Source organism: Halomonas terrestris (assembly GCF_049166755.1).
GTDB lineage: Bacteria > Pseudomonadota > Gammaproteobacteria > Pseudomonadales > Halomonadaceae > Halomonas.
In genome coordinates this window covers 136,601-152,574 of sequence record NZ_JBMHFZ010000007.1, presented here as the reverse complement: position 1 = coordinate 152,574, position 15,974 = coordinate 136,601, and the positions used below count along the sequence as shown (strand labels likewise).

The 15,974-nt window shown below is 67.9% G+C and carries 18 protein-coding genes; 5 read left to right on the top strand and 13 right to left on the bottom strand.

Annotated features, from left to right (window positions below; genetic code table 11):
* Positions 1-32: 32 nt before the first annotated feature.
* Positions 33-314, top strand: a complete 282-nt coding sequence (locus ACOMD9_RS09290; protein ID WP_421414038.1) for a ComEA family DNA-binding protein — start codon at positions 33-35, stop codon at positions 312-314.
* A gap of 52 nt (positions 315-366) precedes the next feature.
* Here ACOMD9_RS09290 and ACOMD9_RS09285 read toward each other — a convergent pair whose 3' ends face one another.
* Complete coding sequence (locus ACOMD9_RS09285; protein ID WP_421414036.1) at positions 367-1,128, bottom strand: SDR family oxidoreductase; 762 nt, start codon at positions 1,126-1,128, stop codon at positions 367-369.
* 244 nt (positions 1,129-1,372) lie between these two features.
* Between ACOMD9_RS09285 and ACOMD9_RS09280 the strand changes: the two genes are divergently transcribed.
* From ACOMD9_RS09280 to ACOMD9_RS09265, 4 genes are all read left to right on the top strand, one after another.
* Positions 1,373-1,900 (top strand): FxsA family protein, encoded by a 528-nt coding sequence (locus ACOMD9_RS09280; RefSeq protein ID WP_421414034.1) that lies wholly within the window; start codon positions 1,373-1,375, stop codon positions 1,898-1,900.
* A 220-nt stretch (positions 1,901-2,120) separates the two neighbouring features.
* Positions 2,121-2,414, top strand: a complete 294-nt coding sequence (locus ACOMD9_RS09275; RefSeq protein WP_421414031.1) for a co-chaperone GroES — start codon at positions 2,121-2,123, stop codon at positions 2,412-2,414.
* A 78-nt stretch (positions 2,415-2,492) separates the two neighbouring features.
* Positions 2,493-4,136 (top strand): chaperonin GroEL, encoded by a 1,644-nt coding sequence (gene groL / locus ACOMD9_RS09270; protein ID WP_421414030.1) that lies wholly within the window; start codon positions 2,493-2,495, stop codon positions 4,134-4,136.
* 188 nt (positions 4,137-4,324) lie between these two features.
* The gene (locus tag ACOMD9_RS09265; RefSeq protein WP_421414028.1) at positions 4,325-5,059 is read left to right on the top strand and encodes an RNA methyltransferase; all 735 of its coding nucleotides are present in this window, start codon (positions 4,325-4,327) and stop codon (positions 5,057-5,059) included.
* 217 nt (positions 5,060-5,276) lie between these two features.
* Here the strand turns inward: ACOMD9_RS09265 and ACOMD9_RS09260 are convergent, their stop codons facing one another.
* The 12 genes from ACOMD9_RS09260 to ACOMD9_RS09205 form a co-directional block, all read right to left on the bottom strand.
* Positions 5,277-6,314, bottom strand: a complete 1,038-nt coding sequence (locus tag ACOMD9_RS09260; protein WP_421414025.1) for an Lnb N-terminal periplasmic domain-containing protein — start codon at positions 6,312-6,314, stop codon at positions 5,277-5,279.
* A gap of 91 nt (positions 6,315-6,405) precedes the next feature.
* A complete protein-coding gene (locus ACOMD9_RS09255) occupies positions 6,406-7,374 on the bottom strand; it encodes a branched-chain amino acid transaminase (RefSeq protein ID WP_421414023.1) in 969 nt (322 codons plus the stop codon).
* A gap of 15 nt (positions 7,375-7,389) precedes the next feature.
* Positions 7,390-8,538 (bottom strand): class II histone deacetylase, encoded by a 1,149-nt coding sequence (locus ACOMD9_RS09250; RefSeq protein ID WP_421414022.1) that lies wholly within the window; start codon positions 8,536-8,538, stop codon positions 7,390-7,392.
* On the bottom strand, positions 8,535-9,476 hold the full coding sequence (gene lhpI, locus ACOMD9_RS09245) for a bifunctional Delta(1)-pyrroline-2-carboxylate/Delta(1)-piperideine-2-carboxylate reductase (RefSeq protein WP_421414020.1): 942 nt from the start codon (positions 9,474-9,476) through the stop codon (positions 8,535-8,537). The genes ACOMD9_RS09250 and lhpI overlap by 4 nt, the downstream gene beginning before the upstream one ends.
* A gap of 1 nt (position 9,477) precedes the next feature.
* The gene (locus ACOMD9_RS09240) at positions 9,478-9,834 is read right to left on the bottom strand and encodes a RidA family protein (RefSeq protein ID WP_421414019.1); all 357 of its coding nucleotides are present in this window, start codon (positions 9,832-9,834) and stop codon (positions 9,478-9,480) included.
* Positions 9,835-9,891: 57 nt separating this feature from the next.
* Positions 9,892-10,926, bottom strand: a complete 1,035-nt coding sequence (locus ACOMD9_RS09235; RefSeq protein WP_421414018.1) for a histone deacetylase family protein — start codon at positions 10,924-10,926, stop codon at positions 9,892-9,894.
* A 27-nt stretch (positions 10,927-10,953) separates the two neighbouring features.
* The gene (locus tag ACOMD9_RS09230) at positions 10,954-12,231 is read right to left on the bottom strand and encodes a TRAP transporter large permease (RefSeq protein ID WP_421414015.1); all 1,278 of its coding nucleotides are present in this window, start codon (positions 12,229-12,231) and stop codon (positions 10,954-10,956) included.
* Positions 12,228-12,773: a TRAP transporter small permease gene (locus ACOMD9_RS09225; RefSeq protein ID WP_421414013.1), complete on the bottom strand. Its 546-nt coding sequence runs from the start codon at positions 12,771-12,773 to the stop codon at positions 12,228-12,230. Before ACOMD9_RS09225 ends, ACOMD9_RS09230 begins: the two co-directional genes overlap by 4 nt.
* Positions 12,774-12,867: 94 nt before the next feature.
* Positions 12,868-13,941, bottom strand: coding sequence for a TRAP transporter substrate-binding protein DctP (dctP, locus tag ACOMD9_RS09220; RefSeq protein WP_421414133.1), 1,074 nt, complete (start codon positions 13,939-13,941; stop codon positions 12,868-12,870).
* Between the two features lie 161 nt (positions 13,942-14,102).
* On the bottom strand, positions 14,103-14,882 hold the full coding sequence (locus ACOMD9_RS09215; RefSeq protein ID WP_421414012.1) for a helix-turn-helix transcriptional regulator: 780 nt from the start codon (positions 14,880-14,882) through the stop codon (positions 14,103-14,105).
* Positions 14,883-14,960: 78 nt separating this feature from the next.
* Positions 14,961-15,224, bottom strand: a complete 264-nt coding sequence (locus ACOMD9_RS09210; RefSeq protein ID WP_421414009.1) for a hypothetical protein — start codon at positions 15,222-15,224, stop codon at positions 14,961-14,963.
* A 422-nt stretch (positions 15,225-15,646) separates the two neighbouring features.
* Positions 15,647-15,829 (bottom strand): hypothetical protein, encoded by a 183-nt coding sequence (locus ACOMD9_RS09205; RefSeq protein ID WP_421414007.1) that lies wholly within the window; start codon positions 15,827-15,829, stop codon positions 15,647-15,649.
* Positions 15,830-15,974: the final 145 nt, after the last annotated feature.

Here is a 15,974-nt window from a genome sequence, read left to right as displayed (position 1 = left end):
GACACCAAGAGGAACCGAAAGGGAGAATCGACATGACACAATGGACCAGAGGGATCGTTGCCGCGATGCTGCTCGGGCTGCTGCTGGGCCTGTCATCCATGGCGGCACTGGCCCAGGAGGTAGCCCCCATCAACGTCAACTCCGCCGACGCCGAACTGCTCACCGAGCTACCCGGGGTGGGGCCCAGCCGGGCAGAGGCCATCATCGAGTATCGCGAGGCGAACGGCCCCTTCGAGAGTGCCGACGACCTGGCGAAGGTCAGCGGCATCGGCGCGAGCACCGTCGAGGGACTGCAGGACCAGGTGGAATTCTGAGTCCCGGGACACTGCGGGCGGGTCACCGACGACCCGCCCCAGCATCACCGCTTCAGAGGCGCAGGCCGCCGTCGCACTCGATGACCCGGCCGCTGAAGTAGTCGTTCTCCATGATGAAGGCCACGCTCTCGGCGATGTCCACCGGCTGGCCGAGCCGCTTCAGCGGGACCCCGGAGGTCAGCTTGTCGAGCATGTCCTGGCGCATCGAGGCCGTCATGTCGGTCTCGATGAAACCCGGCGCCACGGCGCCCACGCGAATCCCGTAACGGGCCAGCTCCCTGGCCCAGGTGGTGGTCAAGGCCACCACCCCGGCCTTGGCGGCGGCATAGTTGCTCTGGCCCATGTTGCCCGCCCGCGAGATGCTGGAGATATTGACGATCACCCCCTCGTGCCCCGCCTCGATCATCTGGGCTGCCGCCTCGCGGCCGCACAGGAAGACCCCGGTGAGGTTGACGTCGATCACCTGCTGCCACTGCTCCAGCGACAGGGTCTTCTCGACCTTGCCCTCCTTCGCCTTGACCAGCAGGCCATCGCGCACGATGCCGGCATTGTTGACCAGGCCGCCGATCGGGCCCAGGGAGGCGGCGATGGCGCCGAAGGCCTGCTTCACCGAGGCCTCGTCGGCGACATTGACCACGTAGCCACGCGACTCTATGCCCGCCTCGTGCAGGCTGGACACCGCCTGGTCGAGCGTGTCCCCGTCCACGTCCAGCAGTGCCGGAATCGCGCCACGCTGCCCCAGCAGGTGGGCCATGGCGAGGCCGAGACCGCGTGCGCCGCCGGTGATGGCGATGACGGTGCTTTCGAGTTTCATATGTGCTTCTCCAGGGGAAAGGTTGTACCGCCGGCACGGGCTCGAGGCCAGACCGCGAACCGCCGCACCTTCGGGGCGTCGTGCCGATGCGCTGCAACGGCGGGATGATGCACTGCACCATTAGCATATGCATTAATGGAATAATATTCCACCTTCGATCAAGGAGAGCCGCGCGGGGCGCCTCCCGCTTGATTTTTCGCCCATCGCCCCCATCCTCTGCGCAACTGTCACCCGCGGAGTCGTCATGCCCTTCCTGCTCGCCTTCACCCTCTTCGCCCTGCTCGATTTCGTCATCCTCTTCTCCGTCGGCGGCCAGATCGGCCTGTTGTCGACCCTGCTCCTGGTACTGGCCACCGGCTTCATCGGCCTGCACCTGATACGCCGCGAGGGGGTCGCGACCTTCGCCCGCGCCCAGGAGCGCATGGCCCGGGGCGAGGTGCCCTCCGGTGAACTGCTCACCGGGGCGGCCCTGATCTTCGGCGGCGCCCTGCTGATGGCACCGGGCTTCCTCTCCGATGCCCTCGGCTTCCTGTGCCTGATTCCCGATGCCCGGCGCCTGCTGGCCAGCCTGCTCGCCCGGCTCGGCGTGAGGATGCGCAGCAGCGGTTTCCGGGCCGGGGGGCACGGCTCGCCGCGGGGTGCCGATGCCGACTGGCAGCAGGCCGCCCGCGAGGGGGATGGCCCGCGCCAGGATCAGGCAAGCACCCGGGAGGGTTCGAGAGAGGCGCCGCTGGAGGGTGACTTCATCGGCCGTGACGAACGGCGCCGTTGAGGGGGTGGCCGAGGTGAATTTTTTTTCTTCGCCGCCCTTGAAAGCCCCTGCCCAGCCCCCACTTCTCGCTCAGCAACAGGCTTCGGCGCGGGGTCAGCCCCACGCCATCGACAAGGAAGGCGATCCATCGCCTCCACCTCGCGGCTCGTCCGCGAGGGTGATGATGAACCGCCGCGGCATTGATGCCTCGGCACAGCAAACCATCAGGAGAACGTGAGCAATGAACATCCGTCCCTTGCACGATCGCGTCGTCATCCGTCGCGTGGAAGAAGAACAGAAAACCGCTGGCGGCATCGTGCTCCCGGGCAGCGCCCAGGAAAAGCCGACTCGTGGCGAGGTCCTCGCCGTCGGTAATGGCCGGATTCTCGACAACGGTGATGTCCGCCCGCTGGATGTGAAGGTCGGCGACACCGTGATCTTCAAGGAGGGCTTCGGCGTCGAGAAGCAGAAGATCGACGGCGAGGAAGTCCTGATCATGAACGAGTCCGACATCCTGGCCGTTGTCGAAGGCTGAACAGCCCGAAGCAGAGCCGAGACTCGCACGCATACCGCTCAAATCTGACGTTCACGAACTCATAGGAAGACTTCGAAAATGGCAGCAAAACAAGTCAAGTTCTCCGACGACGCCCGCAAGCGCATGGCCCGTGGTGTCGATGTCCTGGCCAACGCCGTCAAGGCCACCCTGGGCCCGAAGGGCCGCAACGTGGTGCTGGAGAAGTCCTTCGGCGCCCCGACCGTGACCAAGGATGGCGTCTCCGTCGCCAAGGAGATCGAACTCAAGGACAAGTTCGAGAACATGGGCGCCCAGATGGTCAAGGAAGTCGCTTCCAAGACCTCCGACGTCGCCGGTGACGGCACCACCACCGCCACCGTGCTGGCCCAGTCCATCGTCACCGAGGGCATGAAGGGCGTGACCGCGGGCATGAACCCGATGGACCTCAAGCGCGGCATCGACCAGGCCGTCATCGCCGCCGTCAAGGAGATCCAGAACCTGGCCGTGCCCTGCACCGAGCGCAAGTCCATCGCTCAGGTCGGTACCATCTCCGCCAACGGCGACGCGCGCATCGGCGAGATCATCGCCGAGGCCATGGAGAAGGTCGGCAAGGAAGGCGTCATCACGGTCGACGAGGGCCGCGGCCTGGAAGACGAGCTGGAAGTGGTCGAAGGCATGCAGTTCGACCGCGGCTACCTGTCGCCCTACTTCGTGACCAACCAGGACACCATGGCGGTCGAGCTGGAAGACCCCTACCTGCTGCTGGTCGACAAGAAGATCTCCAACATCCGCGAACTGCTGCCGGTGCTGGAATCCGTCGCCAAGGCCGGCAAGCCGCTGGCGATCATCGCCGAGGACATCGAGGGTGAGGCCCTGGCCACCCTGGTGGTCAACACCATGCGCGGCATCGTCAAGGTCGCCGCCGCCAAGGCGCCCGGCTTCGGTGATCGTCGCAAGGCCATGCTGCAGGATATCGCCATCCTGACCAACGGCACGGTGATCTCCGAGGAAGTGGGTCTGACCCTCGAGCAGGCCACCCTGGATCACCTGGGCAGCGCCAAGCGCATCACCATGTCCAAGGAGAACACCACCATCATCGATGGTGCCGGTGGCGAGGGTGACATCGAGGCGCGCGTCGGCCAGATCCGTGCCCAGATCGAGGAGACTTCCTCCGACTACGATCGCGAGAAGCTCCAGGAGCGTGTCGCCAAGCTGGCCGGCGGTGTCGCCGTGATCCGCGTGGGTGCCGCCACCGAAGTGGAGATGAAGGAGAAGAAGGCCCGCGTCGAGGACGCCCTGCACTCCACTCGCGCCGCCGTCGAGGAAGGCGTGGTGCCTGGCGGTGGTACCGCCCTGGTCCGCGTGCTGACCAAGATCAAGGACCTCAAGGGCGACAACGAGGACCAGACCCACGGTATCGCCATCGCCCTGCGCGCCATGGAATCGCCGCTGCGTCAGATCGTCAGCAACGCCGGCCAGGAAGCCTCCGTCATCCTCAACGAGGTCAAGGCGGGCGAGGGCAACTTCGGCTACAACGCCCAGACCGGCGAGTTCGGCGACCTGTTCGAGATGGGCGTGCTGGACCCGGCCAAGGTGACCCGCTCTGCCCTGCAGTCTGCCGGCTCCGTCGCAGGCCTGATGATCACCACCGAGTGCATGATCGCCGACGACCCGGAAGAGAAGGAAGCCGCGCCGGACATGGGCGGCATGGGCGGCATGGGTGGCATGGGCGGCATGATGTAAATCGGCCCCTGCCCCACCAGGCTTCCGCCTGATCGACCCCCGCCGGAAAACCGGCGGGGGTTTTTTCATCTTCAAGCTGCAAGCCGTTCGTACCCACTCCATGACGTCGGGGTTTTCTTCGAGCTGACGGCTTACAGCCTTGCGTCCTGCCGCTAGAATACAGGCCCCACTCCACCAGCAGCTGTCACATGCTCCACAACATCCGCATCGTCCTCGTCCAGACCTTCCACCCCGGCAATATCGGCGCCTCGGCGCGGGCCATGAAGACCATGGGCCTGAGCGACCTGGTGCTGGTCAACCCGCGCTGCCACCCCGACCCCGAGGCCTCGCGGCTGGCCGCCGGTGCCGAGGACCTGGTCGACGGGGCCCGGGTGGTGGCGTCACTCGCCGAGGCCGTGGCCGACTGCGTGCAGGTGGTGGGCGCCAGCGCGCGGCTCAGAAGCCTGCCGCTGCCCCACTACGACGAGCCCGACGCCATGGCCCGGGAGCTTGTGGGCAACGCCGCGGATGATCCGGTGGCGCTGGTGTTCGGACGCGAGCGCTTCGGCCTGACCAACGACGAGATCCGCTGCTGCAGTCACCAGGTGAGCATCCCCGCCAACCCCGACTACGGCATCCTCAACCTCTCCCAGGCGGTGCAGGTCCTCGCCTACGAGGTGTTCAAGGCGTGGCGTCGCCGCCCGGAGAGCGACTACCGGCCGGCCCGCCCCGCCGGGGAACGCCAGCCGACCCGCGAGCAGCTCGGCCACTTCCACGACCACCTGGGCCGGGTCATGCAGGCGAGCGGCTTTCTCAACCAGCCCCACGCCCGCACCGAGGCCCAGCTCCAGGCACTGTTCGCCCGCGCCCAGCCCTCGCGCCGCGAGCTCTCGCTGCTGCGCGGCCTGCTCAGCGCCCTGGAACGCTCCGGACCCGGCCACTGACCCGACGGCAGGCCGCTGTCAACCGACCGTCATCATGGCGTTACCCCTCTGTCATCCGGGCGTAGGATAAAGGCCGTGTCCCCACGGGGACAGGCAAGGGATACTGCCGATTCTCACGACACGGACGCGCACAGGCAGGAGGCCTGGCCGGGAGAGCACGGCACCGGGACGATGCCCAGGGAGGTCGCTGCGCCACGGGGTCACCCCCGTGGCGCTCTTACGTCGGGTCATCGGGCGGAGGCGTGATCGGCTCCCAGCCGGGAACGCCGCGGCGGATCCGCCGGGAGAAGTCGGCGGCATCCCCGGCCAGGCGGGCACGCTCGGTGATGTCGCCCTGCTCGCGAAGCTCGGCCAGGGTGTACCCCTCGACGAGACCGCCATGGTCGAAGACGTAGCCGGGCAGCAGCCCGGTCAGCAGCAGCCGATGGTCCATGGGCAGGCCTTCGATGATGCGGCGCATCATGGCGAACACCAGGGTCGTGCAGTTGGCGGTGATGGTGTGGTAGAAGCGCGGCTCCTTCTCGAGCCGGTTGGCCACCTTGACCAGGGCCAGCAGCAGTTCGCGCCTGTCCTCGGGGGCGAGGGTGACATGGTAGAGCGTGACCCGTTCGCCGCGCACGTTGCTGCGCAGGCGCACGGCATCGCGCTCGTCCGCGGCGATGATCGCCAGCTCGTACTGCTTGAAGAAGCCGCCGATCTCCGAGAAGCGCTCGTGCCGCTCGCGGCGCACCTCCACCGAGAAGGCCACGAACTCGTCGATCGCATCGCCCGCGCCACGGAAGCCGAAACTGATCAGCACATGGGCGATCCCGGGGCGTCCCCAGCTGGAAATGAAGAGGTCCACCGATGACAGCCGGTCCAGGTCATAGTGGCGGGTCTCCCAGGCGGTCGTGGCCTCGGTCCGGGTCTGCCAGGCGAAGTGGCGCACATGGTGCAGCGTCAGCCGGTTGCCGGCCACCGTGCCGGTGGCCAGGTGCGCCACGTCGTCGGCCCAGTCGAGGTCCTTCGCCGGTCGCAGGCTTCGCCACCAGGCGAGCAGCGCGGCCATCTGCACCGCCATGCCGGCCAGCGGTGCCATCCTCGCCCCCTGCCATGCCAGCCACAGCCAGATCCCGCAGGCCACCAGCCAGCCGGCCACCGCCGCCACCCGCCCCGCTACCGGGAGCGGCAGCCGGTGGGCCAGCGCCAGCGCTCCCCAGGCAGCGCAGAGTATCAGCACCAGGCGCAGCACGCCGTCCATGAATGCGATGATCATCGTCGTCCTTCCGCCCCGGATAGCGAGCAGGCTACCACGCCCGGGAAGTCGACACGGTCAACGAAGCCGTCGGCTGCCGCGATACGCGCCCTCAGGCGGGCGTCAGCCAGTGGCGGAACGCCACGAGGTCGTCCCCCAGGTCACCGCGGGTCACCCGCCGATAGAGGCGTTGCAGCTGCGCCGTCACCGAATCCTCGGCGATGGGATGGCCCGGGGGCGGCGCCCCGGCACGGGCACCGACATGGCGACCGTCCAGTTCACGCAGCGGCAGCAGCTCGGCAGCCGTCCCGGTGACGAAGGCCTCGTCGGCGGTATACAGCTCGTCGCGGGTGATGCGTCGCTCGCGCACCTCCAGCCCGAGCGCCTCCCGGGCCAGGCGGATCACGCTGTCCCGGGTGATGCCCTGCAGGCAGGAGGTGACCTCTGGCGTATGCAGCACGCCGTCGCGCAGCAGGAAGACATTGGCCGCCGAGGCCTCGGCGACATACCCCTCGGGGTCGAGCATGATCGCCTCGTCGAAGCCCGCCTTCACCGCCGTGTTGAGCGCCAGCATGGAGTTGACGTAGTGGCCGTTGGTCTTGGCCCGGCACAGGCTGATGTTGACGTGATGCCGCGACCAGGAAGAGGTCAGCGCCCGCAGGCCGATGGCGGCCGCCTCCGGCGAGATGTAGTCGCCCAGGTCCCAGGCGGCGATCATCACGTGCACGGTCAGCCCCTTCGCGCGCAGCCCCAGCCCCTCGGCGCCGAAGTAGACGGTGGGCTTGAGATAGGCATCGGTCAGGCCGTTCCTCTCGAGGCACTGGCGCTGTCCCTCGATGAGTTCGGCCTCGCCGACGTCGAGGGTCATGTCCAGGGCATGGGCGCTGTCGGCCAGGCGTCGCGTGTGCTCGGCCACCCGGAACAGGTGGGTGCCCCGTTCGCCGTGGTAGGCCCTCACCCCCTCGAAGCAGCCCATGCCGTAATGCAGGGTGTGGGTCAGCAGGTGGGTACGGGCATCGCGCCACGGCAGCCATTCGCCGTCGTGCCACAGCCAGCCGTCGCGATCGTAGAGTGGGGTCATGGCATGCGTCCTTGTCTAGCGGAGACGGCCGGCCGCGGCCCAGGCATCGCGCCAACCGTCGATCAGCGCTCGCTGGTGGGGTTGCAGCGCCTGGTAGGCCCAGGCGGCGATCTCGTCGTTCTGGGGATCGGGCACCGTGATGGCACTGCCGGCCAGCGCCTGGATCACCGCATGGCCGCACAGCGGCGCATAGCCCTCCGAGTACCCGCCCTCGTGGACCACCACCAGGCGGCCCTGGGAGACGCTGGCGGCCAGCGTCATGACCTGCCGGGTCATGGCGGCGAAGGCGTCGCTGTTGAGCAGCATCTTGCCCAGCGGGTCCTTGGCGCAGGCGTCATAGCCGCAGGCCACCACGATCAACTCCGGGGCGAAGGCCTCGATGGCCGGCAGCACCAGCCGGGTCATGGCGTAGTCATAGGCGCCGAGTCCACAGCCGGGCGGCAGCGGCAGGTTGAGATTGGTGCCGAGGCCCGCCCCCGTGCCCTGCTCGTCGAAGAAACCGGTCTCCAGCGGATAGTTGCCGGCCTGGTGGAGCGACACCGTGAACACCTCGGGGTCGTCGTGGAAGGCCGCCTGCTGGCCGTTGCCGTGGTGCACATCCCAGTCGAGGATCGCCACCCGGCCCACCTGGCCCAGCGCCCGGGCGCGCCGCACCGCGACGGGGATATTGCCCAGCAGGCAGAAGCCGCGCCCGCGGTCGGCCTCGGCGTGGTGTCCGGGAGGGCGGCAGAGCGCATAGGCGTTGGCGAGCCCGCCGGTGGCCACCGCCTCCACGGCGGCGATGGCGAGTCCCGCCGAGTGGCGCGCCGCCGCCAGGCTGCCGGGCATGTAAGGGGCGCAGTCGCCCCCGTTGCCGCCCCGTCCCCGGTCGCCGGCCTCGAGCGCATCGAGATAGCGCGGCGTATGGAAGCGCTCGAGGTCCGTGCGGGTGGCCGCCGGCGGCTTGCGCACCTCGAGTTCGTCGATCAGCCCCGAGACCTCCAGCAGGTTCTTCAACCGCCGCTTGCTCTCCGGACTCTCGGAGGCGGGCTGCGGCTGGAGGAACTCCCCCGGCGCGGAGAACACACCGATGGCGCCGGGATCGTGCCAGAAGCAGCGCTCGTGCCAGAAGAATCCGGCGGCCGGCGATCCGGCGGCCGGCGCTCCGGAGTCACCCGCCGTCATGGACGCCCCTCCAGCTGCTCCCACACCTCGATGGCCGCCGCCAGGTCCTCCAGCGAGGCACCCACCGACTTGAACAGCGTGATCGCCTCGGGCGACGAGCGTCCCGGCCTGTCGCCCCGCAGCAGCTCGGCGAGCTCGCCGCGGATATCATCGAAGGCGAAGGCGCCCTCGTCGATGGCCTGGAGGATATCCCCCGCCTCGCCCCGGGCCCCGGCGTAGGTGTCGACGAACACCTCGCCACGGCGCAGGCACTCGGCATCGGTCTCGCGCATGGTCGGGCGGAAGGCGCCGATCAGGTCCAGGTGGGTGCCGGGCGAGAGCCACTCGCCCCGGATCAGCGGCGCGGTCGAGAGCGTCACGCAGCTGATCAGGTCGGCCTCGCGACTGGCGGCCTCGAGATCGGTGACCGCGGTGGCGTCGAAGCGATCGGCGTAGTCGGCGGCGAGTCGCTCGACCTTCCCGGTGTTGCGGCCCCAGACGCGCACGCGCCGGATGGGACGTACCGCGGCATGGGCCTCGATCACCATGGGCGCCAGCCTGCCGGTCCCCACCACCAGCAGAGTCCCGGCATCTTCCCGCGCCAGTTCCCGGGCGGCCAGCGCCGAGGCTGCCGCGGTGCGTCGCCGGGTCAGTTCGCTGCCGTCGAGGCAGGCCAGGGGACGCCCGTGGGCCCCCTCGCTGAGCAGGTAGACCCCCGAGATCGCCGGAATGCCATGATCGGCGTTCTGGGGGAAGACGTTGACCATCTTCACGCCGATGTAGCCGGCTCGCTCCCAGGCCGGCATCAACAGCATGGTGGCCTCGCCATCGGGACGATGCATGGCGTGGTGGTGACGCGGCGGCGACTCCACTCCCTCGCGGAAGGTCGTCGCCAGGCGCTCCACCAGCGCCGTCCAGGGCAGCGCAGCGGCCACCTGGTCAGCCGTGATGATGCGCATCTCAGGCCTCCGGCAACGCCGCGGTGACCATGATCTCGACCTTGAACTCCGGCAGGGCCAGCCTGGCCTCGGTGGCGGCACGCGCCGGTGGCCGGCCGGGCACCACCCAGGCGTCCCAGGCGGCGTTCATCTCGGCGAACTCGGCCATGTCGGTGACCCACACCAGGGCGCTCAGCAGGTGCTCCCTGGAGCTCCCCACCGCCGCCAGCTGGCGGTCGATCTTGGCCAGCACCTGCTCGGTCTGGCCGCGCATGTCGGCGCTGGTATCGTCCGGCACCTGGCCGGCGAGGTAGACGGTGCCATTGTGCACGGTGGCCTGGCTCATGCGGTTGTTGCTGTCGTGGTAGTTGACGGTCATGTCGTGCTGTCTCCAGTCGAGGGAACGGGCGGGCGCCCGAACGTGTCCGGCGAACGCTCAGTCGCCGCGAAAGCCACCCATGAAGGCGGCGAGATTATCGCTCAGGTGCTCGGTGGGATAGCCTCCCTCCTGCACCAGCACGGTGGGCAGGCCGATGTCGGCGAGCCGCCGACCCACCCGGGTGAAGTCCCGGGTCTCGAGGGTGAAGCCGGCCAGCGGGTCGTGCTTGTGGGCATCCAGGCCCAGGGCGACGACCACCGCCTCGGGACGGTAATCGGCCAGGCGCAGGATCAGGCGGTCGAGATGCTCGAGGAAGGCACTCCCGTCGCTGCCCAGCGGCAACGGCAGGTTGACGTTGGCCCCCAGCCCATCGCCCAGGCCCTCCTCGTGGGCACCGCCCCAGAAGAAGGGGTAGAAGTCGGCGGGGTCGGCGTGCAGGGAGCCGGTCCAGACATCGCCACGGTGATAGAAGATGTCCTGGGTACCGTTGCCGTGGTGCAGGTCGACGTCGAGGATCGCCACCCTCGAGAACTGCTCGCGCAGCACGGTGGCGGCCAGCGCGGCGTTGTTGAGGAAGCAGAAGCCCCCGGCACGCTCGGGGCCGGCGTGGTGGCCGGGGGGACGGCACAGCGCATAGGCGGTGTTGTCTCCTGCCAGCACCGCCTCCGCGGCGGCCTCGGCGCCGGCGGCGCTGGCCAGGATGCCGGGGAAGCTGTCGGCGGTCATGGGACACGCCATGTCGTGCATGTGCCAGCCGACCAGGCCCACCGGATGGCGGGGATAGTGGTGTCCGCCGCCACAGGGGTGGACATTGGGCGCGACGATATCCGACGCATCCGGCAGCTCGCGCCAGCGGGCGTGGATGGTCTCCAGGAAGTCGAGATAGCGGGGCGTATGGATTCTCGCCAGGCGGGTGCGCAGGCGCGGGCTGTCGGCATAGGTCGGCGAGGTCAGTGCCAGACCCGCCCGTGCCAGGCCGTCGGCCAGCAGTTCGGCGCGGACCGGCCCCTCGGGGGAGTCCACCGCCCGGCCGCGCAGCAGGAAGGTGGGCGGCGCATGGCGTTCCTGGTCGGAGTGGTAGAAGAGCTTCATCGCATCGCGTCCTTGATCAGTCGCGCCTCAGCGCAGCAACGAGGGAATCCAGGTCGAGAGGGCCGGGAACAGGGCCAGCAGCAGGATCACCGCCACATAGGCGAAGTAGAACGGCAGCGAGGCGAGGATCGCCCTCTCGTAGGGCACCTCGGCAATGCGCGCCGCCGTCATCAGTGTCATCCCCACCGGGGGCGTGACGTTGGAGATGTTGAGCACCACGATCATCAGGATGGCGAAGTGCAGCGGGTCGAAGCCCAGCTGGATCATCGCCGGCACCAGGACCGGCGCCACCACCACCAGTGCCGGCAGCACGTCCATCACGGTGCCGATCAGGATCAGCAGCACGCAGACCAGCATCAGCTGCAGGAAGGCGGAGTCGCTGAAGGTGGTAATCAGCCCCGCGGCGTCCCGGGCGATGCCGGAACGGGTGACGAACCAGCCGAGCACCGCCGAGGTCGCCAGCAGGAAAAACACCACCCCGGAGAAACGCACCGTGACCACCAGCGAGTTCCAGATCTTCCGCCAGGTCAGGTTGCGATAGAAGAGCACGCCGATGGCCAGGGCATAGACGGCGGCGAAGCCAGATGCCTCGGTGATGGTGGTGAGACCCGAGAGGATGCCGCCGAGGATGATCAGCGGCACCAGCATCGCCGGCAGTGCGGCCAGGAAGGAGAAGATCGCCACCTTGAACGGGGTCGGCGCCTGCTTGGGATAGCCGCGCTTCCAGGCCAGGACGAAGCTGACCCCGAGCAGCGCCAGCGCCATCAGCAGCCCGGGAATGATGCCGCCGGCGAAGAGGTCGATCACCGAGATGTCCCGCAGCAGGGTCGCGTAGACCACCATGACCACGCTGGGGGGAATGATCGGGCCGATGATCGAGGAACAGGCGGTGATCGCCGCCGCATACTCGGCGTCGTAGCCCTGCTTCTTCATCTCGGGGATCATGATCTTGCCGATGGCCACGGTGTCGGTGATGGCGGCACCGGTGAGGCCGGCGAAGAAGACCGACACCGAGACGTTGACGTGGGAGAGTGCGCCGCGCACCCGCCCGAACAGGGCGTTGTTGAAGGCGATCAACTTCTGGGTCAGCCCCCCCTGGTTCATCAGTTCCGCGGTGAAGATGAAATAGGGCACCGCGATCAGCAGGAAGCCCGATACCCCGGAGAACATGCGGTCGGCGATGATGCCGAGCATGCGCTCGCCGCCCAGCATGAAGCCTCCCACCAGGCCGGACATCGCCATGACCACGGCGACGGGCGCGCCGATCAGCAGCAGGACCACGAAGGCAATGATCGCGGGCGTCATGGGCGCTCCTCCAGGTCGGTGGTCTCGATGAGGTCGTCGATCATCGACCGGTCATCGATGAAGTGCTCGAGCAGCGCGAAGCCGTGCACCAGGTGCAACAGGATGATCACGCCGGCAATCGGCACCACGATGGCGGTGAACTTGCCGGGCACCTGGATGCGGTCGGAGACCATGTAGACCTGGCTGGCACCCTGGAAATAGCCCCAGCCGTACCACACCAGCAGTGCCGCGAAGAGCGCGATCACCGCCAGGCAGAGCCCGGCCGCCACCTTGACCATGACCCGCGGCAGGCTGCGCACCAGCAGGGTCATGGCCACGTGCTCGCCGTAGCGCAGCGAGATGGTCATGGAGAGAAAGCCGATCCACGGCAGGAAGAGCCGGGCCAGGGAGTAGGTCCAGCTCAGGGCACTGCCGGTGAACAGCTTGTAGATGAAGGCCGTGAACGAGATGCCCAGCATGGCCAGGATACACACCACGCAGAGCACGATGGCGACCTGGTTGACGCCATCGCTGAAGCGACGCAGGGAAGCAAGCGGACTCATGGAGGGCACCCGTGACGGCTGGATCAGGACCGAGCCCCGCTCGGTCACGCAGGAAGTGGGGCAGAAGCGCTACCGCTCCCCTGCCCCGCCGGCTTCACTGACCGTAGATACGGAAGTCCTCCTCGGCCACCTCGTTGCCGACACGCTCCACCTCGGCGAGCAGGCCCTCGACCCGCTCGGCATCCATGCCGAAGTCCTCGACGATCCACTCCTGCCAGGCCGGGCGGGCGATCTCCGCCATGCGCTGGCGCTCCTCCTCCGGCATCATGTAGCAGGCCTCGAAGCGCTCGCAGGACTCCTCCCAGCTGGCGGTGGCCAGGGCACCCGACATGCCGTGGCTCACCTCGATGGCCTCCCGCGCCGAGGTGATCACGACCCGCTGGTACTCCTCGGGCAGCTCCTGGTACCACGCCTCGCTGATCATCCAGGGAGCACTGTTGTACACGTGCCCGGTCAGGGTGGTGTAGTCGGTGACGGCATCGAGGTTGTAGGCGGTGTTGATGACCGGCGCATTGAACTGGCCATCGGCCAGGCCGGTCTCCAGCGCGGTGATCAACTCGCCCCAGGGCAGCGGCGTGGCGGAGGCGCCCAGGGCCCGCATGATCGCCACGTGGGCGGGGTTCTCCTCGGTGCGGATGTTGAGCCCCTCCAGGTCGTCGACGGTCTCGATCAGGCGCTTGTTGTTGGTGAAGGCCACGAAGCCGCCGCCGTCGTCGAAGGTCCCCAGGTAGCGCATGTTGGCCGACTCGATGGTGCCGGACATGAAGTCGGCGAACCACTCGCTGTCGTAGAAGGCCCAGGCCTGGCGCCAGTTGGTGAACAGGAAGGGGGCGGTGACCATCTGGTAGTCCTCGTAGAAGGAGGACATGGCGCCGGTCGACATGATGGTGGACTGCAGGGTGCGTCCGCCCTGTACCTCAGAGCCGGTCTCCACCTCGGAGCCGAGCTGGCCACCCCCGAAGATCGACACCTCCAGGTCGCCGTCGGTGCGCGCCTCGACGAGGTTCTTGAAGTGCACCAGGGCCGGGTAGATCTCGTTGTTGGTCATGCTCTCGGGCAACAGCGTGGCGATCACCATCTCATGGGACTGCGCCTGGACATGGGTGCTGGCAACGGCCAGCGGCAGCGCCGCCAGGGCCACCGCGCGGGGCAGCATCGTCTTGTTCATCATCCCTCACCTCTTGTCGTTCTTGTGGCTTGCGGGGCATCGCCAAGGCCGGAGATGGCCGGTCGATTGACGACGACTACTCACCTTGAGCCTAGATCGCCACCGACGAGACTGCTTGCCCCCGACTCAGGGAGATTTGCCCGGAGCTCCTGAGACGAGGCTCAGCGGGATCGACGATCGAGGGAGGGGGCCACCCCGAAGTGGCGACGATAGGCGCGGGAGAAGCTGCCCTGATCGCGAAATCCCACCAGGGAAGCGACATGGCCCAGACTCAGGCCACTGTGACAGACCAGGGTGCGGGCATGCTCGAGTCGCCGGGCCTGGACATAGGCCAGGGGCGTGGCGCCGGTCAGGTCGCGGAAGCGGGCGTGGAAGTGGCCAGGGCTCAGGGCACACAGCGAGGCGAGCTGCTCGACCCGGATCTCGTCGGCGAGGTGCCGGTCGATCCAGGCATCCAGCCGCGCCTGGTCGAGGCGCTCGCGTGCCTGGCGAGTCAGCGCGGGGCCGCCCGGGCTGGCCACGGGCTCGTCGCGCAGGTGCAGATAGAGGGCACGCAGCAGCAGGGCCGCGATCTCGCTGTGCAGGGCCGGGCACTGCTCGAGCTGCTGCATCAGGGTGCCGGCGAGTGCCCTGAGCCGGGCCGGCACGCTGAAGAAGCACGGCTTCTCGAACAGCCACTCGATGGCATCGCCATCCCGCAGGGCCGGCAGGCTGGCCAGCGGAATGTCGAGCACCAGGGTGCGGTTGCGACCGTCCCCCGCGTACTCGTGGCGACTGGTGCAGGGAATCAGGCAGCCGCGGCTGGCGGTGATGCGCTCGCCCTGCCCCTCGATGGCGAGCTCCGTGACGCCGCAGGTCGCCAGGATGAGCTGGTGATGGTCGTGGGCATGAGCCACGTGCTCAGGCTCGAGGGTGCAGGCACGAAGATCGAGATAGGCCATCGGGAGTTCTTGTCGTCCATGTGCCGGGGCAGACTCTCACCATAGCCCCGACGGCACGAAAAGCAACTTCCCGCCCGCTCAGCAGCGGCCCTGCATCTGCAACCCCGGCGGGCAGAAGCCCCCACGGCGGTGATCATCGTAATAGTAGTGCCGTTCCACCCGACGATGGCGATGGCGGTCGTAGTAGCGGCGGTCGTCACCACGGTAGTGACGATGCCCGCTGTAGCCGTCGATCTCGATCAGCGGCTGGGACTGCACCCGCGCGGGAGTATAGCTGCAGCCGGCCAGGGTCAGGGTGCCGGCCACCACGGCGAGCATCAGCAGGCGCATGGGAGTCATCATGGCGAATACCTCGCGAGGTAATGAACGGTTGATGGGCTCCCTTCGTTCCCGGCCCGGCACGCCTCTCGACACGGGATCCGACCGTGACTGCCTCTATGGGCGGGGCGCCTCGGGCATTGCCAGGCTCTGTCTGAAAACTGACTGCGCTCGACCATACGGCGTTCAAAATCGGCTCGTGCGCGAGTCCGATCAAAGTCCTCATTTCACCCCGTAAACTCGCACGCGAGCCCGGTCCGTTTTTCGGCTGATTTCGCCTAGTGACCCACAAGGATGTGGGAAATGCGTGGGCCCGTAGGGAACGGGCCTAGCCCTGGCCTTCGCTCGCCGACTTTTCGGACAAGGCCTGAGGAAACACTGTTTCCAATCAGTATATCCCCTTGCCGGGTCACGCCAAGCCCGCAGCAAGGAATGATCGTGCAAGGTCAGCAGCGTCCCTTCTTGGCCTGCCCTGGCGGGCAGAAGCCGCTACCACGGGAGTAGCCGCCCCGGTCGTCATCGATGACGATCAGTGGCTCGGACTTGATGCGGGCGGGCTGGTAGCTGCAGCCCGCCACCAGCAAAGCGGAGAGCAATACGATGAACAGGGTCAACAGGCGCCGGGGCATGGAAATCTCCTTGTCGTGATCCGGGGGCTCTCATTCTAGCGAAGAGCGGCCTGGTCACCCATGTGGCGCGCGGGCGACAGCACTGTCGCAATAATGCGACTATGGCCAGGAGGAGCAGGACACGCGATAGTGGCATTTCATTAGT

Coding starts and splice junctions, on each gene's coding strand:
- ACOMD9_RS09290 (WP_421414038.1), top strand. CDS start 33: ATGACACAATGGACCAGAGGGATCGTTGCCGCGATGCTGCTCGGGCTG.
- ACOMD9_RS09285 (WP_421414036.1), bottom strand. CDS start 1,128: ATGAAACTCGAAAGCACCGTCATCGCCATCACCGGCGGCGCACGCGGT.
- ACOMD9_RS09280 (WP_421414034.1), top strand. CDS start 1,373: ATGCCCTTCCTGCTCGCCTTCACCCTCTTCGCCCTGCTCGATTTCGTC.
- ACOMD9_RS09275 (WP_421414031.1), top strand. CDS start 2,121: ATGAACATCCGTCCCTTGCACGATCGCGTCGTCATCCGTCGCGTGGAA.
- groL (WP_421414030.1), top strand. CDS start 2,493: ATGGCAGCAAAACAAGTCAAGTTCTCCGACGACGCCCGCAAGCGCATG.
- ACOMD9_RS09265 (WP_421414028.1), top strand. CDS start 4,325: ATGCTCCACAACATCCGCATCGTCCTCGTCCAGACCTTCCACCCCGGC.
- ACOMD9_RS09260 (WP_421414025.1), bottom strand. CDS start 6,314: ATGATCATCGCATTCATGGACGGCGTGCTGCGCCTGGTGCTGATACTC.
- ACOMD9_RS09255 (WP_421414023.1), bottom strand. CDS start 7,374: ATGACCCCACTCTACGATCGCGACGGCTGGCTGTGGCACGACGGCGAA.
- ACOMD9_RS09250 (WP_421414022.1), bottom strand. CDS start 8,538: ATGACGGCGGGTGACTCCGGAGCGCCGGCCGCCGGATCGCCGGCCGCC.
- lhpI (WP_421414020.1), bottom strand. CDS start 9,476: ATGCGCATCATCACGGCTGACCAGGTGGCCGCTGCGCTGCCCTGGACG.
- ACOMD9_RS09240 (WP_421414019.1), bottom strand. CDS start 9,834: ATGACCGTCAACTACCACGACAGCAACAACCGCATGAGCCAGGCCACC.
- ACOMD9_RS09235 (WP_421414018.1), bottom strand. CDS start 10,926: ATGAAGCTCTTCTACCACTCCGACCAGGAACGCCATGCGCCGCCCACC.
- ACOMD9_RS09230 (WP_421414015.1), bottom strand. CDS start 12,231: ATGACGCCCGCGATCATTGCCTTCGTGGTCCTGCTGCTGATCGGCGCG.
- ACOMD9_RS09225 (WP_421414013.1), bottom strand. CDS start 12,773: ATGAGTCCGCTTGCTTCCCTGCGTCGCTTCAGCGATGGCGTCAACCAG.
- dctP (WP_421414133.1), bottom strand. CDS start 13,941: ATGAACAAGACGATGCTGCCCCGCGCGGTGGCCCTGGCGGCGCTGCCG.
- ACOMD9_RS09215 (WP_421414012.1), bottom strand. CDS start 14,882: ATGGCCTATCTCGATCTTCGTGCCTGCACCCTCGAGCCTGAGCACGTG.
- ACOMD9_RS09210 (WP_421414009.1), bottom strand. CDS start 15,224: ATGATGACTCCCATGCGCCTGCTGATGCTCGCCGTGGTGGCCGGCACC.
- ACOMD9_RS09205 (WP_421414007.1), bottom strand. CDS start 15,829: ATGCCCCGGCGCCTGTTGACCCTGTTCATCGTATTGCTCTCCGCTTTG.